General features: G+C 72.8%; 12 protein-coding genes. 6 read left to right on the top strand and 6 right to left on the bottom strand.

Annotation, left to right across the window (positions count from 1 at the left end; genetic code table 11):
• Positions 1-21: 21 nt before the first annotated feature.
• Positions 22-1,353, bottom strand: a complete 1,332-nt coding sequence (locus tag DKT69_RS12935) for an ABC transporter substrate-binding protein (RefSeq protein ID WP_109801819.1) — start codon at positions 1,351-1,353, stop codon at positions 22-24.
• Positions 1,354-1,632: 279 nt separating this feature from the next.
• On the opposite strand from DKT69_RS12935, the gene DKT69_RS12940 reads away from it, so the two are divergent.
• The 3 genes from DKT69_RS12940 (at position 1,633) to DKT69_RS12950 (ending at position 5,543) form a co-directional block, all read left to right on the top strand.
• Entirely contained in the window at positions 1,633-3,687 is a 2,055-nt protein-coding gene (locus DKT69_RS12940) for a beta-galactosidase (RefSeq protein ID WP_109801820.1), read from the top strand.
• A gap of 35 nt (positions 3,688-3,722) precedes the next feature.
• Positions 3,723-4,499, top strand: a complete 777-nt coding sequence (locus DKT69_RS12945) for a DeoR/GlpR family DNA-binding transcription regulator (RefSeq protein WP_109801821.1) — start codon at positions 3,723-3,725, stop codon at positions 4,497-4,499.
• Between the two features lie 96 nt (positions 4,500-4,595).
• Positions 4,596-5,543, top strand: a complete 948-nt coding sequence (locus DKT69_RS12950; RefSeq protein ID WP_109801822.1) for a sporulation protein — start codon at positions 4,596-4,598, stop codon at positions 5,541-5,543.
• 70 nt (positions 5,544-5,613) lie between these two features.
• On the opposite strand, the gene DKT69_RS12955 is transcribed toward DKT69_RS12950, so the two are convergent.
• Together DKT69_RS12955 and DKT69_RS39720 are read right to left on the bottom strand one after the other, a co-directional pair.
• Positions 5,614-5,991 carry a hypothetical protein gene (locus DKT69_RS12955; protein WP_109801823.1) on the bottom strand — a complete coding sequence of 126 codons (378 nt, stop codon included), beginning with the start codon at positions 5,989-5,991 and terminating at the stop codon, positions 5,614-5,616.
• Between the two features lie 172 nt (positions 5,992-6,163).
• Positions 6,164-7,657 (bottom strand): glycerophosphodiester phosphodiesterase family protein, encoded by a 1,494-nt coding sequence (locus tag DKT69_RS39720; RefSeq protein WP_236647824.1) that lies wholly within the window; start codon positions 7,655-7,657, stop codon positions 6,164-6,166.
• A 102-nt stretch (positions 7,658-7,759) separates the two neighbouring features.
• Between DKT69_RS39720 and DKT69_RS12970 the strand changes: the two genes are divergently transcribed.
• The gene (locus tag DKT69_RS12970; RefSeq protein WP_109801831.1) at positions 7,760-8,182 is read left to right on the top strand and encodes a hypothetical protein; all 423 of its coding nucleotides are present in this window, start codon (positions 7,760-7,762) and stop codon (positions 8,180-8,182) included.
• Positions 8,183-8,286: 104 nt separating this feature from the next.
• Here DKT69_RS12970 and DKT69_RS12975 read toward each other — a convergent pair whose 3' ends face one another.
• The 3 genes from DKT69_RS12975 to DKT69_RS12985 form a co-directional block, all read right to left on the bottom strand.
• Complete coding sequence (locus DKT69_RS12975; RefSeq protein ID WP_109801825.1) at positions 8,287-10,575, bottom strand: HelD family protein; 2,289 nt, start codon at positions 10,573-10,575, stop codon at positions 8,287-8,289.
• Between the two features lie 166 nt (positions 10,576-10,741).
• Complete coding sequence (locus tag DKT69_RS12980) at positions 10,742-11,047, bottom strand: hypothetical protein (RefSeq protein WP_161557823.1); 306 nt, start codon at positions 11,045-11,047, stop codon at positions 10,742-10,744.
• 75 nt (positions 11,048-11,122) lie between these two features.
• Positions 11,123-12,253 (bottom strand): LolA family protein, encoded by a 1,131-nt coding sequence (locus DKT69_RS12985; RefSeq protein ID WP_109801827.1) that lies wholly within the window; start codon positions 12,251-12,253, stop codon positions 11,123-11,125.
• 96 nt (positions 12,254-12,349) lie between these two features.
• Here DKT69_RS12985 and DKT69_RS12990 point away from each other — a divergent pair, with 96 nt between their 5' ends.
• Positions 12,350-13,006 (top strand): response regulator transcription factor, encoded by a 657-nt coding sequence (locus tag DKT69_RS12990; protein WP_109801828.1) that lies wholly within the window; start codon positions 12,350-12,352, stop codon positions 13,004-13,006.
• Positions 13,007-13,053: 47 nt separating this feature from the next.
• Positions 13,054-14,395, top strand: a 1,342-nt coding sequence (locus tag DKT69_RS12995) for a histidine kinase dimerization/phospho-acceptor domain-containing protein (RefSeq protein ID WP_438361831.1), incomplete at its 3' end; no start/stop codon positions are given.

Here is a 14,395-nt window from a genome sequence, read left to right on the forward strand (position 1 = left end):
GATGTCCTCCCCCTCTCGCCGTCAGCTGGTGAAGATCGACTTCTTCTGGTTCTCGACGCTGGTCAGCAGTCCGCCGATGTCCTTCGGGTTCTTGATGAACTGCTGCAACGCCGGGATGATCACGGTCGAGGCGAAGTCCGGCCGGGTGTCCCGGTCGAGGAACTGCGCGATCTCGGTGGCCGAGCCGACCAGTTCCGCGGCCTTCTTCTTCAGTGCGGTGTAGCCGCTGGTGTCCGCGCCGGTGTTGGCCACCAGGGTGCCGGGGTCGTTCTTCACGGTGATGTTCGCGGCGTCGACGCCGCCGATGTACTCGAGCAGCTTCTTGGCGTTCGCCTCGGACTTCGGCTTGCGGGCCATCATGTAGCCGTCGATCGGCGCGTCCAGGGCCTTGGCCCCGATGGTCGAGTCGACCTCGGGGAAGGTGAAGAAGTCGATGTCGTCCTGCTCGTCGTTGTTGAACTGCTGGGCGACGAAGAGACCGAGCAGGTACATGCCGCTCTTCTTCTGCTGCAACGACTGGGCGGCCTCCTGCCAGGTCCGGCCCAGGGCGTCCGGCTGGTGCAGCGGCAGCAGCCCGGCCCAGGTGTCGAAGACCTTCTTCACCTTGTCGGAGGTCCACGCCTCCTTGCCGGCCATCAGGTCGACGTGGAACTGGTAGCCGTTGATCCGCAGGTTGAGGATGTCGAAGGTGCCCATCGCCGGCCAGCCGTCCTTGTCGGCGAAGGCGATCGGGTTGAGGCCGTCCTTCTTCATCTGCGCGCCGAGCGTGTTCAGGTCGTCGAGGGTCTTCGGCACCTGGTAGCCGTGCTGCTGCCAGACGGACTTGCGGTAGAAGACCGCCCACGGGTAGTACGACATGGGCACGAAGTACTGCTTGCCGTCGTCACCGGTCGAGGCCTTCTTGAAGGCGTCGGAGTAGCCGGAGAGCTTGCCCCAGACGTCGCTGACGTCGCCGGCCAGGCCCTTGGCGGCGAAGAACCGCATCCGGTAGCCGGCGAACCAGGTGAACACGTCGTCCGGCTTGCCCTGCAGGTAGTTGTTGATGTTCTCCTGGAACGTGTTGTGGTCGACGGTGTTGACCGCGACCTGGATCCCGGACGAGCTCTGGAAGCCCGCCGTCACCTTGGCGAGGACGTCCTTCGGCGTCGGGTCCGAAGCGTTCGAGCCGAGCGAGACCGTCTTCGAGCCCGCGCCGGAGTCGGAGTCGGCGCCGCCGCAGCCGGCGAGCAGTCCCGTGCCGAGCAGCGCGCCGGTGCCGGCCGCGCCGGCCAGCAGCGAGCGGCGGTTCAGGCCGGCGACGGACGGGGGTACGAGTCGGGCGAGGTACTCGGCTTGCGATCTGGGACGGGACATTGTGCCTCCTGCGTGGAAGAGGTGCGCTGCGCCCAAGGGCCGTGAGTGGTGGCGGGGATCGGTGTTCGCGCGGGCCAGGATAGATCCACCGTGAATCCACATGTCCGAACACAAACAGCCGGTGGCTCGTCAAGCTACCCCTCCGTGCGACGCTGTCAAGAGGGTCGACGGGCACTGATAACCCAGTCGTGACACGGCCGAGACAAGGTAAACGTTGGAAAATCCGTCGATGTTGGAAAGTGTTGACTTGGGTGTCGTCGAGGTGCACGCTCTGCTCTCATGCGGAGCTGGCACGGCGACGGAATCTGGTACGGCGCGGACTACAACCCGGAGCAGTGGCCCGAGCAGACCTGGCTCGAGGACGTCGCGCTGATGCGCCGGGCCGGGGTCAACCTGGTCTCGGTCGGCATCTTCTCCTGGGCCTTGCTGGAGCCCGCCCCCGGCGAGTTCGACTTCGGCTGGCTGGACCGGGCCCTCGACGTGCTGCACGACGGGGGGATCCGGGTGGACCTGGCCACCGCCACCGCCAGCCCGCCGCCGTGGCTGGCCCACCGGCACCCGGAGACGCTGCCCCGCCGGGCCGACGGGGCGATTCTCTGGCCGGGCGGCCGGCAGGCCTACTGCCCCAGCTCGCCGGTCTTCCGCGAGCGGTCGCTCGCCCTGGTCGAGGCGGTCGCCGGCCGGTACGCCGCGCACCCGGCGGTGGTGATGTGGCACGTCTCCAACGAGCTGGGCTGCCACAACGTGCACTGCTACTGCGACGTCAGCGCCGAGGCGTTCCGCCGCTGGCTGCGCGACCGCTACGGCGACCTGGCCTCGCTCAACGCCGCCTGGGGCACCGCCTTCTGGAGCCAGCGCTACCACGACTGGGCCGAGATCAACCCGCCGCGCACCGCGCCCACCTTCGCCAACCCCACCCAGCAGCTGGACTTCCTGCGCTTCTCCTCCGACGAGCAGCGGGCCCAGCTCCGCGCCGAGCGGGAGCTGCTCACCCGGCTGGCCCCGCAGCCGGTCACCACCAACTTCATGATCGGCACCGGCGTCAAGTACCTGGACTACCACTCCTGGGCCGCCGACGTGGACGTGGTCGCCAACGACCACTACCTCGTCGCCGCCGACCCGCAGCCGCAGGTCAACCTCGCGCTCGCCGCCGACCACACCCGCGGCGTCGCCGGCGGTGACCCGTGGCTGCTGATGGAGCACTCCACCAGCGCGGTCAACTGGCAGCCGCGCAACGTGGCGAAGACCCCCGGTCAGTTGCGCCGCAACAGCCTCGCGCACGTGGCGCGCGGCGCCGACGGGGTGCTCTTCTTCCAGTGGCGGGCCTCCCGCGCCGGCGCCGAGAAGTTCCACTCGGCGCTGGTGCCGCACGCCGGCCCGGAGACCAAGGTGTTCCGCGAGGTCTGCCGGCTCGGCGCCGACCTGAAGGCGCTCGCCGAGGTACGCGGCAGCCGGGTCGACGCCGACGTGGCGATCCTGTTCGACTACGAGGCCTGGTGGGGCGCGGAACTCGACTCGCATCCGAGCGTCGACGTCACCTACGTAGACCGGCTCGCCGCCCTGCACGGCGCGCTCTGGCGGGCCGGGGTCACCGCCGACGTGGTGCACCCGTCGGCCGACCTGTCCCGCTACCGGCTGGTCCTGGCGCCCACCCTGTACCTGGTCCGCGATGCCGACGCCGAGGCGCTGCGCCGGTACGTCGAGGCCGGCGGGACCGCGCTGGTCACCTACTTCAGCGGCATCGTCGACGAGCACGACCACATCCGGCTCGGCGGCTACCCCGGCGCGTTCCGGGAGCTGCTCGGCCTCCGCACCGAGGAGTTCTTCCCGCTGCGCGAGGGCGAGCAGGTGACCCTCGACGACGGCGCCACCGCCGACGTGTGGACCGAGTGGCTGCACCCGGAGGGGGCGGAGGTGCTCGCCTCGTACACCGACGGGCCGCTGCCCGGCGTGGCCGCGCTGACCCGGCACACCGTCGGCGCCGGCGCCGCCTGGTACGTCGGCACCCGGCTCGACGAGGCGGCCACCGACCGTCTCGTGGCCCGGCTGCTCGCCGAGTCCGGCGCCCGCCCGCCGGTGGCCGCGCCCCCCGGCGTCGAGGTGGTCCGCCGCCGCGACGCCGACCGGAGCTGGCTGTTCGTCATCAACCACACCGACGCCGACGCCCGGCTCGCGGCGACCGGGACCGAGCTGCTCGGCGGCGCCCGCTGCGACGGCGAGCTGGTCGTACCGGCCGGCGAGGTGGCCGTGCTGCGCGAGGAGACCGGCACCGGGTCCGCGGCCGGGGTCCCGACGGCGGAGACGCCGGTGGACCGGGCCGAGGACGCGGCCTGAGCCCGGCTACCGTTCCCGCGCCAGAAGGAGGCCTGATGCTCGCCCAGCAACGGCAGAGCGCCATCCTGGAGCTGATCCGCCAGCGCGGCGGCGTCCGGGTCAGCCACCTGGTCAGCCGCTTCGGGGTGTCCGACATGACGATCCGGCGGGACCTGGAGGTGCTCGCCGAGCGGGGGCTGGTCGACAAGGTCCACGGCGGGGCGACCCTGGCCGGTCCGGGGTCCGCCGAGGAGCCCGGCTTCGCCGCGAAGTCGATCCGCCAGCAGGTCGAGAAGCAGGCCATTGCCGACCGGGCCGCTGCCATGGTCGAGCCGGGCATGGCGATCGCGCTGTCCGCCGGCACCACCACCGCCGCCCTCGCCGCGAAGCTGGCCGACGTCCGCGGGCTGACCGTGGTGACCAACTCGATCCCGGTCGCCGACGCGCTCTACCAGAACCCGCGCGCCGACCAGACCGTGGTGCTGACCGGCGGCATCCGTACCCCGTCGGACGCGCTGACCGGGCCGGTGGCCGAGGCGGCGATCGCCGCCCTCAACGTCGACCTGCTCTTCCTCGGCGTGCACGGGATGAGCCCACGGACGGGATTCAGCACCCCAAACCTGCTGGAGGCGGCGGTCAACCGCCGGCTGATCAGCTCCGCCCGCCGGCTGGTGGTGCTCGCCGACCACACCAAGTGGGAGACCATCGGCATCGCCACCATCGCCCCGCTGGAGGACGCCGACGTGTTGGTCACCGATGCGAAGCTGCCCCCGGAGGGGCGCCGCCAGATCGGCGAGCAGGTCGGCGAGCTGATCGTCGTCGACGCCGCCTGACCGCGTTCACAGGCACTTCACAGGGGCTCGCGTTAGGGTGCCCTGGGCAATGGCTCCGACGTTCCACGGTGGAACGCCGTTCCGCGGGAGTGACCGATGGTCTTCAAGAAGATGTTGAGCGCGTTCGGCGTGGGCGGCCCCAGCGTCGACACCGTGCTGACCAACCCGAACACCCGACCCGGGCTCACCCTCGACGGGCACGTCAACCTCGTCGGCGGGGACGCGCCGGCCAGCATCGAGCAGATCACCGTCGGCCTGGTCACCCGGGTCGAGATCGAGGGCGGCGACTCCGAGTACGCCGGCATCATGGAGTTCCACCGGATGGCGGTGAGCGGGCCGCTGGAGCTGGCCCCGAAGCAGCAGCTCGCCATCCCGTTCCAGCTGCCGGTGCCGTGGGAGACTCCGGTCACCGACGTGTACGGCCAGCGCCTGCACGGCATGACGATGGGGCTGCGTACCGAGCTGGCGGTGGCCCGCGCGGTGGACAAGAGCGATCTGGACCATGTGGCGGTGCACCCGCTGCCGATCCATGAGCGGATCCTCGACGCCTTCCAGGCGCTCGGTTTCCGCTTCAAGCACGCCGACCTGGAACGCGGCCACATCCGCGGTGTGCAGCAGACGCTGCCGTTCTACCAGGAGATCGAGTTCTTCGCCGCGCCGCAGTACGCCCGGACCGTCACCGAGGTCGAGCTGACCTTCGTGACCAGCCAGCGGGGCGTCGAGGTGATCCTGGAGTGCGACAAGCGCGGCGGCTTCCTCAGCGCCGGCCACGACGTGGTCGGCCGGTACGCCGTCCCGCACACCGACGCCGACCGGACCGACTGGGTCCAGGTGGTCGACGGCTGGCTGCGCGAGACCACCTCCCGGTACGGCAACCTGCGCGCCCAGGGCTTCGGCGCGTCCCACGGCCACGGCCGGGGTCACGGGATGGGCGGGCTGGTCGCGGGCACGGCGCTCGGCGTGGCCGGCGGCCTGGTCGCCGGTGAACTGATCGGGGACGCCTTCGAGGGCGACTTCGGTGACTTCGGCGGGGACTTCGAGTAGGACGACCGACGACGGTGGCCCCGGGAGGTTTCCCGGGGCCACCGTCGTACTCAGGTGTTGATCTCGTCGGTCAGTGTCGGGCCTTGCGCTCCTCGCCGCTGCGGAAGTTGCTGCCGGCCTTGGCCAGACCGCGGCTACCCAGGTAGCCGATGGTCAGCAGGGTGATGAAGAACCACGCCTGCGGGGCACGGAAGATGTCCACCCCGACCGAGTTCTTGCCGACCAGGTAGGACGCCACCAGCACAGCCGCGACGGATGCCAGGTAGACCCAGAATTCGGTCGTCGCGAACGACGGCTTGGTCTCGGTGCCCGGTGCCCCCATCGGCTGCCGGTGTCCGTCCTGCGCCATCGGCATCGGACGGGTCGGCGCCTCCTGCATGGCGCCGCGGTTCTGCGCTTCCTGCACCGGCCGGTTCATCGGCCTGGTGGATGCAGCCTGCGTGCTCATCTGGTCCTCCTCAGGATGCGATGAGTCGTTCCCTGCACTCCCTCGCCCCGCTACCGCGTTTCGGCCACGGCACGGTTCGCGTTCATGGCGCGGGCACCGCCCGTCTACCCGTCGCCCCGGCGAGGTAACACCGACCGGTAGTCGGATGGCGCCCCGCCGGGGGGCCGTCCGCTCAGCGCAGGCCGTTGCGGATGGCAACGGAGATCAGCAGCTCCGGGTCGTCGGTGATGATCCCGTCCACGCCGAGGTCGATGACCCGCTGCATCACCGTCGCGTCGTCGACGGTGTACGGCACCACGGTCAGCCCGTACCGACCCTGGAGGGCGCGGACGTCCGGTCCGTGGAAGTATGCCGGGTTCTGCCGCAGGTACCAGTCGGCCGACGGCACCGTGCCCTGCGCCGGGTCGTGCACCTGCCAGTTCGCCGACACCGTGGTCGCGCCCGACCGCCGGACCACCTCGCCCAGGTCCTGGTGCTGCCACCAGTCCAGGCCCGCGGTCCACGGGCTCCTGACCGACGGGTCGTCGTAGACCGCGCGCAGCGAGCACTCGTCGGCGAGGCCGGCGCACTCGGCCGGGCCGTACTGCCAGACCAGGGCGACCGTGTCGATGCGCGGGTTCAGCCGGTGGGCGTACCGGATGGTGCGCCAGTCGAAGGACTGGATGGTGGCGCGCCGGGTGAAGCCCGCCGCCTCGATCGCGTCGACCAGCTTGCGGGTGAAGCTCGGGTACGGCTCGGTGTCCGCCACCAACGGGCTGAGCTTCGTCTCGATGTTCATCCGGACGTCGTCGCGCCCGCTCGCCCGCACCAGCGCGAAGACCTCGTCGAGGGTGGGGATCCGGGCGCCCGGCACGGCCACCTGGGTGGGGAACTCGGCCAGCGTCTTCGACCCGCAGTCGATGGTCTTGATCTGGGAAAGGGTCAGCTCGTGCACCAGCTTGCCCACGTACGGGTACTTCGGGTCACCGGCTCGCGCCGGGGCGGTGTCGACGCAGTGCGAGTCGTTGATCGTCCGGTCGTGCAGCACCACCAGGTGCCCGTCGGCGGTCACCCCGGTGTCGAGTTCCAGCGTCGAGATGGCCCGGTTCTCCAGCGCGTTGGCGAACGCGGGCAGGGTGTTCTCCGGTCGGGTGGATCGGCCGCCGCGGTGGGCCTGGATGTCGAACGGCGACGCGTACGCCTTCGGCAGTCGGTAGCCGCGCGCGGCGAGCAGGTCGCGCAGCCGGTCGGGGTAGTCGGTGATGAGGCCGTCCACGCCGTCGTCGATCAGCTTCGCCATGGTCGGCACGTCGTCCACCGTCCACGGGATCACTTTGATCCCGTTGCGGTGCGCGTGCGCCACCATCTCCTTCGTCACGTACGGGCGGTAGCCGGGGTCGGTCACCTTGCCGTCCTGGGGGAAGCCGTGCACCGGGGAGAACGCGGACGCGCCGAAGCTGCGGATCGCCGCGATCGGGTCGCCGCCGAAGTCGTCGATGTCCAGCCCGCCGAGCCACGGCGAGGCGCCGGGCCCACCGACCTGGAGGAAGTCGTAGTTGGTCAGGGCCACCAGGGGCAGCCGGGGCTCGACCTGGCGCATCCGGATCAGCGCGCCCCAGTCGAAGCTCTGGATGGTGACCTGCTTGAGCAGCCCGGAGTTGCGGATCTCCCGGGCCGTGACCTGCACGAACTGCTCGCGCGGCGCCCGGGGGACGACCCGCGTCCGGGGGTTTGCCCGGCCGGTCGACGGGCACGCAGAACGATCCGAGACAGCTGCGAGGTGGTTGACGTGCGTGAGGACGACATGCGGCAGGAAGCCGCCCGCCGGGCCGAGGAACGGGTCGCCGGGGGCGTGTACGGCGAGGGCGCGCTCGACGAGGTCACCGTGCCGCAGACCGACGTGCTGCGGGTCATCCAGGACGAGGACCCCGACGACCCGGCGCACGCCCCGGTCGACCCCACCGTGCTGCGGGACGGCGGCCCGACCCGGGGTCAGGGCGCGATCACCACGACCGGTGGCACGGCCGGCCCGGCCAGCGCCCGACGGCTGGCGCGGCAGCCGGAGCGGCACCCGGGCAAGGTCGCCCCGACCACGACCGGGGGTGCCGGGACCGGCGGGATGAGCACCCCTTCCGGCGGCTCCACCAGTGACGAATCGAGCACCGCCGCCCAGGTCGGCAACTTCACCGACGAGGGAGCCAACCCGGGCTGACCGGAGCACGTTCCGACGTGGCGGTGGTGGCCTCCCGACCGCGGGAGGCCACCACCGGATGGATCGCGCACCGACCAGGCCCGTAACGGTGCCGGGACGGGGGGTCAGGCGGCGCGGAGGATGCCCAGGCGCTGGGTGGCCCGGGTGAGCGCGACGTACAGGTCGCTGTGCCCGCGCGGCGACTCGGCCACGATCCGCTCCGGGTCCACCACCAGCACCGAGTCGAACTCCAGCCCCTTGGCCTGCCCGACGGTCAGCACCACCACCCGGTTCTCCAGCTCCGGCTGCTCGCCGACCGCGGCCTCGGGCAGGGCGGCGGTGACGGCGGCGCCCAGCTCGTCGACCCGACCGCTCGGCACGATCACGCCGAGCCGCCCGTCGTCCAGCCCGGCCGCCTCCCGCGCGGTCACCTCGACCAGTTCGGCGGCGAGCCGGTCCGCGTGGACCGTACGGTCCCACGGCGGGATGCCGCTGGCGCGGACCGAGCGGGGTGGGCGCAGCGCCGGGTCGATCTCGGCGAGCACGTCGGCGGCGACCGCCATGATCTCGGCGGGCGTGCGATAGCTGACGGTCAGCTCCTCCAGCCGCCACCGCCGCGCCACGTACGGTTCGAGCGCCTCCCGCCAGGACGGGGTGCCGGACAGGGCACCGGTCTGGGCCACGTCCCCGACGATCGTCATCGATCGGCTGGGGCAGCGGCGCATCAGCAGCCGCCAGGCCATCGGGGACAGCTCCTGTGCCTCGTCGACGATGACGTGCCCGAACGCCCAGCTCCGGTCGGCGGCGGCCCGCTGCGCGGTGGTCAGCCGCTCGGACTCCTCCTGCCGTTCCAGCAGCCGGTCGGCGTCGATCAGGTCGGTGACGCCGAGGATCTCGCCGCCGTCCGCCTCGTCCTCGACGTCGATGGAGCGGGAGCCGCGGGCGATCTCGAGGACGCCCTCGGCGTACTCCCGTTCCAGGGAGCGGATCCGCTCCCGGCGGGCCGCCGCGGCGCGCTCGTCCTCACCCAGCAGCTCGGCCGCCTCGTCGAGCAGCGGCACGTCGGCCGGGGTCCAGCCGCCCGGCTCCCGGTGCAGCGACGCCCGCTCCGCCTCGGTGAGCATCGGCGCGGCGGCGGCGATCCGCTCCGGCGCGGCGTACAGGTCGGCGAGCAGCCGCTGCGGAGTGAGCACCGGCCAGAGCTCGTCCAGCGCGGCCCGTACCTCCGGTTCCTCGCGCAGCTCGCGGCGGATCTCGGCCAGGTCGGCCTCGGACAGCAGGTTCTCCCCGCCCAGCGGGTCGGCGCCGATCCGCTCGGCGACCTGGGCGGCGAGCGCGTGCACGATCTCGACGTCGAAGAGCGCCCGGGCCAGGTTGTGCGGGCGGCCGGCGCGGCGGGCCCGCTCCCGTGCCGCACGGACCGTCCCGGGGTCGAGGGTGAGGATCTCCCGCTGCGGCAGTTCGATCTCCAGCGGCTCGTCGGGCACCCACTGCCGGTCCCGGACGGCGGCGGCGAGCACCTCGGTCATCTCCACGCGGCCCTTGAGCGCCGCGGTCTCCGCCGGCTCGGTCCGCCGGGCGCTCACGCCGGGGAAGAGGTCGGCCTGGGTACGCAGGAGCACGCCCGTCTCGGCCAGCGCCGGGAGCACCTGGGAGATGTAGCGCAGGAAGGTGGCGTTCGGCCCGACCAGGAGCACGCCCCGGGTGGCGAGCTGCTGCCGGTGGGTGTAGAGCAGGTACGCCGCCCGGTGCAGCGCGACCGCCGTCTTGCCGGTGCCCGGGCCGCCCTGCACCACCAGCACCCCGGGCAGGTCGGCGCGGATGATCCGGTCCTGCTCGGCCTGGATGGTCTCCACGATGTCGCGCATCCGGCCGGTCCGGCCGGCGTTGAGCGCGGCGAGCAGCGACGCCTCGCCGGTCAGCTCCTCGTGGGCGGTGGGGGAGGCGGTGGCGAGGTCGAGCACCTCGTCGTTGAGCCCGGTCACCTTCCGCTGCCGGGTGCGCAGGTGCCGCCGCCGGCGTACGCCCTGCGGGTTCGCGGCGGTGGCCAGGTAGAAGGCCCGGGCCGCGGGGGCCCGCCAGTCCATCAGCAGCGGGTCGTAGTCGCCGCCGGTGTCGAAGATGCCGATCCGGCCGATGTAGCGGGCCGCGCCGTCGTCGCCGTCGAGGCGGCCGAAGCAGAGGCCGTTCTCCACCGCCGAGAACTGCTCGACCTGGTCGGCGTACATCTGGACCGCCGAGTCGCGCTGGGAGCGGGCCTGCAACGTGCCGCCGGTGGCGCGCAGTTCCTCGGCGAGCCGGCGGGCGGCCTGGTCCCGCATGCCGTCCAGCCGGCCGTAGAGCATCGAGACGTACTCCTGCTCCCGGCCGATCTCGTCGTCCTGGTGCAGCTCACCGGTGGAGTGCGTTGACAAGCCGGCTCCTCATGGGCTAAAATCGGCACAGGAATGGCGTCTCGCGCCATTCCTTTTTGTGTTTGAACTGAGAAAGATACCGCGCGGTGAGCCGCCGGACCAAGCCTGCCCGGCCGCCCGCGCCCACGTCACACCGCCGCGCCGTCGCGTGATGCCAGTCGACCAATCACCTAGCGACGGGGGACTTCGGTGCAGTTCTTCGGCACGTCATCGCCGGCGACCGGAAGTCTCCGCAGGTGAGGAAGCGATCGTTGAACCGGCCAACGGGATAGCCGATGACCGTCACGGCGGTGACGATGACTACCACTGTGATCCTGGTTCGGCGGTCGGGCATGGTGAAGTAGTTCGGCGCGAGCAACCGCGCAACGACCCAGGCAATGACCGGCAACACAGCTGTGGTCGCGACGGTCAAGATGCGGTCCACGACGCGCGCAAGGGAACCTGACTCGCTGGCCGGAATGACAAACCGCACCAGGGTGAGCAGGAGCGCAAGCCGCGCGCCAGGGGGCCCGGACGGCATCGCCGTCCGGGCCCCCGATCCGTCAGATCAGCTTCGCGCCGCCTGATAGAGCCGCTCCGGGGTGACCAGGCCGGCCAGCACCCGGCCGTCGTCGGTGAGCAGCACGCTGAACAGCTTCCCGGTGAGCAGCCGGCCGCTGCCCCAGTCGCCGCTCACCTTCGGCACCGCCGCGAGCAGCCCCGCCGCCTGGTCCGCGCCCGCCGCGTCGCCCGCCTTGGCGCCGCCGGCCTTCGCGCCGCCGGCCGGGCCGGCCGCGTCGAGCCGCGCGACCAGCACCGTGGTCCAGCCCGTGCCGACGGTACGCACGTCCGTGCCGTCCGGCCGGTGGCCGGTCCTGCCGTCCGGCGCGGCCTTCCCACCCTGCAGCGCCTTGTCGGCCGGCTCCTCCTTCACGGTCACCCCCGGCGGCGGGTTGAACCGGAACTGGTCCGCCTCCGGCCGGTTGAAGTCGATCTGGGTGAACGCGACCTCGAAGGCCGGCTTGTCGGCGCCGTCGGCGAGCATCTCGAACCGCAGCGGCACGTGCTCCTTCGCGTCGAGGGCGATCCGCACCTGATGTACCAGGGAGTCGGCGTCGCGCGGGGTGAGCACCAGCTCGTACGCGTCGCGGCCGGCGACCCGGGCGGACCGGCCGACGGTGACCGCGGTGGTCGGGTCGACCGCCGCGAGCGCCTGGTCGGCGGCCTCCGCCGGGGTGGCCGGCAGGGAGGCCGGCGCGGTGCGGTCCTGCGGCAGGACGCGGTGCGTGGCGCTGTTGGTCCGGCTGTCCCAGGACCAGACGTCCCGGCCGTCGCGGATCAGGTCCCGTTCGCCGAGGGTGTCGAGCAGCGCGATCCGCTGCCGCTCCTCGCCGGAGTACCAGACCCGCAGGGTGTGGGTTCCGGTCAGCAGGGTGGTCAGCTCGTTCCCGCCGGCCAGGCCGGCGAGGTTGGCCAGCGCGGGCAGGCCCAGGTCGGCCCGCTGCACCACGGTGCCGGAGAGCCCGTCGAGGCGGGACGTCTGCAGGTCGACCAGGAGCTGGGCCGCGGTGCGCGGCGGCAGCGCCGGGTCGGCGTCGGCGGCGAACGTGCCGACGGCCGCTCCGCCACCGATCACGGCGACCCCCGCGGTCACCGGGACCAGCCAGCGCAGCACGGCGCGGTTCTTCAGTACGGACATGGTGGCTACCTCCTGACTGCCATGCTGCACCCCGGTGGCTGTGAGCGTGCTGAGGACAACCCGTACGGGTGTCATCCGGGTGGCACTCTTGGGGGCGTGCGGTTGCTGGTGGTGGAGGACGAGTCGCGGCTGGCGGCCGCGTTGCAGCGGGGCCTGCAGGCGGAGGGCTTCGCGGTGGACGTGGCGCCCACCGGCCCCGCCGGCCTGGACGCCGCCCGGCACGGCGACTACGACGCGATGATCCTGGACGTGATGCTGCCCGGCCTCTCCGGGTACGAGGTGGTCCGCCGACTACGGGCCGAGGAGCGCTGGCTGCCGGTGCTGATGCTCTCGGCCAAGGACGGCGAGTACGACCAGGCCGACGGGCTGGACTGCGGCGCCGACGACTACCTGACCAAGCCCTTCTCGTACGTCGTCCTGCTGGCCCGGCTCCGGGCGCTGCTGCGCCGGGGCGCGCCGGAACGTCCCGCCGTGCTGGCGGTGGGCGACCTGCGACTGGACCCGGCGCGGCGCCGGGTGACCCGGGCCGACGCCGAGGTCGCCCTGACCACCCGCGAGTACGCGCTGCTCGACTACCTGATGCGCCGTCCCGGCGAGGTGGTCTCCAAGACCGAGCTGCTCGACCACGTCTGGGACGCCAGCCTGGAGACCGCGCCGAACGCCGTCGAGGTCTACGTCGGCTACCTGCGCCGCAAGATCGGCCGGGAGCGCCTGGAGACGGTCCGGGGCGCCGGCTACCGGCTCGCCACATGAGCCGCCCGCACCGGCTGCTGTCCGGTCTCGGCCTGCGGGTGCGGCTGATCGCGATCGGGGTGCTCGGGCTGACCGCGGGTCTGGCGCTGGGCGGGGCGCTGCTGCTCGGCGCGCTCGGCTGGACGCTGCAGCGCACGGTCGACGCGGAGGCGCTGCGGACGGCGGACGCGGTCGCGCTGCTCGCCGACGAGGACGTCCTGCCCGACCCGCTGCCGGTGGCCGGCGGTCAGCTCCGGGTGCAGGTGCTCGACGCCCAGGGCCGGGTCCGCGCCGCCTCGATCGACGCCGACCGGCTCACCCCGATGCTCCGACCGGACCAGCTCGAACCGGGTACCCGGCAGCGGCTGGTGGTCGGCGGGCAGCGGCTCGGCCTCGCCGGCCCGGTCCGGGTGGTGACCGTGCCGGCCGGCGGCCCGGGGGAACCGCTCACCGTGGTGGTCGGCAAGTCGATGGCGGACGTGCGGCACAGCCTGGACGTCGTACGCACCCTGCTGCTGGTCGGCTTCCCGCTGCTGGTGGCCGGGTTGGCCGTGGTCGCCTGGCGGGTGGTCGGCGCGACGCTGCGCCCGGTGGAGGCGCTGCGCAGCGGCGCGGCCGAGATCACCGGGCGGGCCGGGCCGGGCCGGCTGCCCGTACCGGAGGGCCGGGACGAGATCCACCGGTTGGCGGTCACCCTCAACGACATGCTGGACCGGCTGGAGTCGGCCCGGGACCGGCAGCGGGCGTTCGTCGCCGACGCCGCGCACGAGCTGCGCAGCCCGCTGACCACCATGCGTACGGAGCTGGAGGTGGCCCGGCGGCTGGCGGACCGGACGGACTGGCCGGCGGTGGCGGAGAGCCTGCTCGCCGACACCGAGCGGCTGGCCCGGCTCGTCGACGACCTGCTGCTGCTGGCCCGGCTCGACGAGGCGTCGAGCAGGGGGGACGACCCGGTGCGCCAAACGGTCGGCCCGGTGGAGCTGGGGGAGCTGCTGCGCGCGGTCGCCGCTCGACACCCGTCCCCGCCGGTGGAGCTGGTGCCGCCGACCGCGCCGCTGTGGACCGAGGGGGAGCCGGACGAGCTGCGGCGGATCGTCGTCAACCTGGTGGAGAACGCCGTCCGGCACGCCCGTTCCCGGGTCACGCTGACCGTCACCGGCCCGCATCCCGCCGCCGTCCCGGTCCCGTCGGCCGGCCCCGTCGCGCCGGCCGGCCGGGTGACGCCTGCCGTCCCGGTCGTCCCCGCCGACCCGACGCTTCCTGCCGGCCGGGTCTCGCCCACCGGCCGAGTCCTGCCCGACGGCCGGGTCCCGCCCACCAACCGGGTCCTGCCCGACGGCCGGGTCCTGCCCGACGGCCGGTTGACGCCCGCCGGCGCGGTGGCGCCAGCCGAGGCGGTGGCGCCCGCCC

This window comes from Micromonospora sicca (genome assembly GCF_003172935.1).
GTDB classification, from domain to species: domain Bacteria; phylum Actinomycetota; class Actinomycetes; order Mycobacteriales; family Micromonosporaceae; genus Micromonospora; species Micromonospora sicca.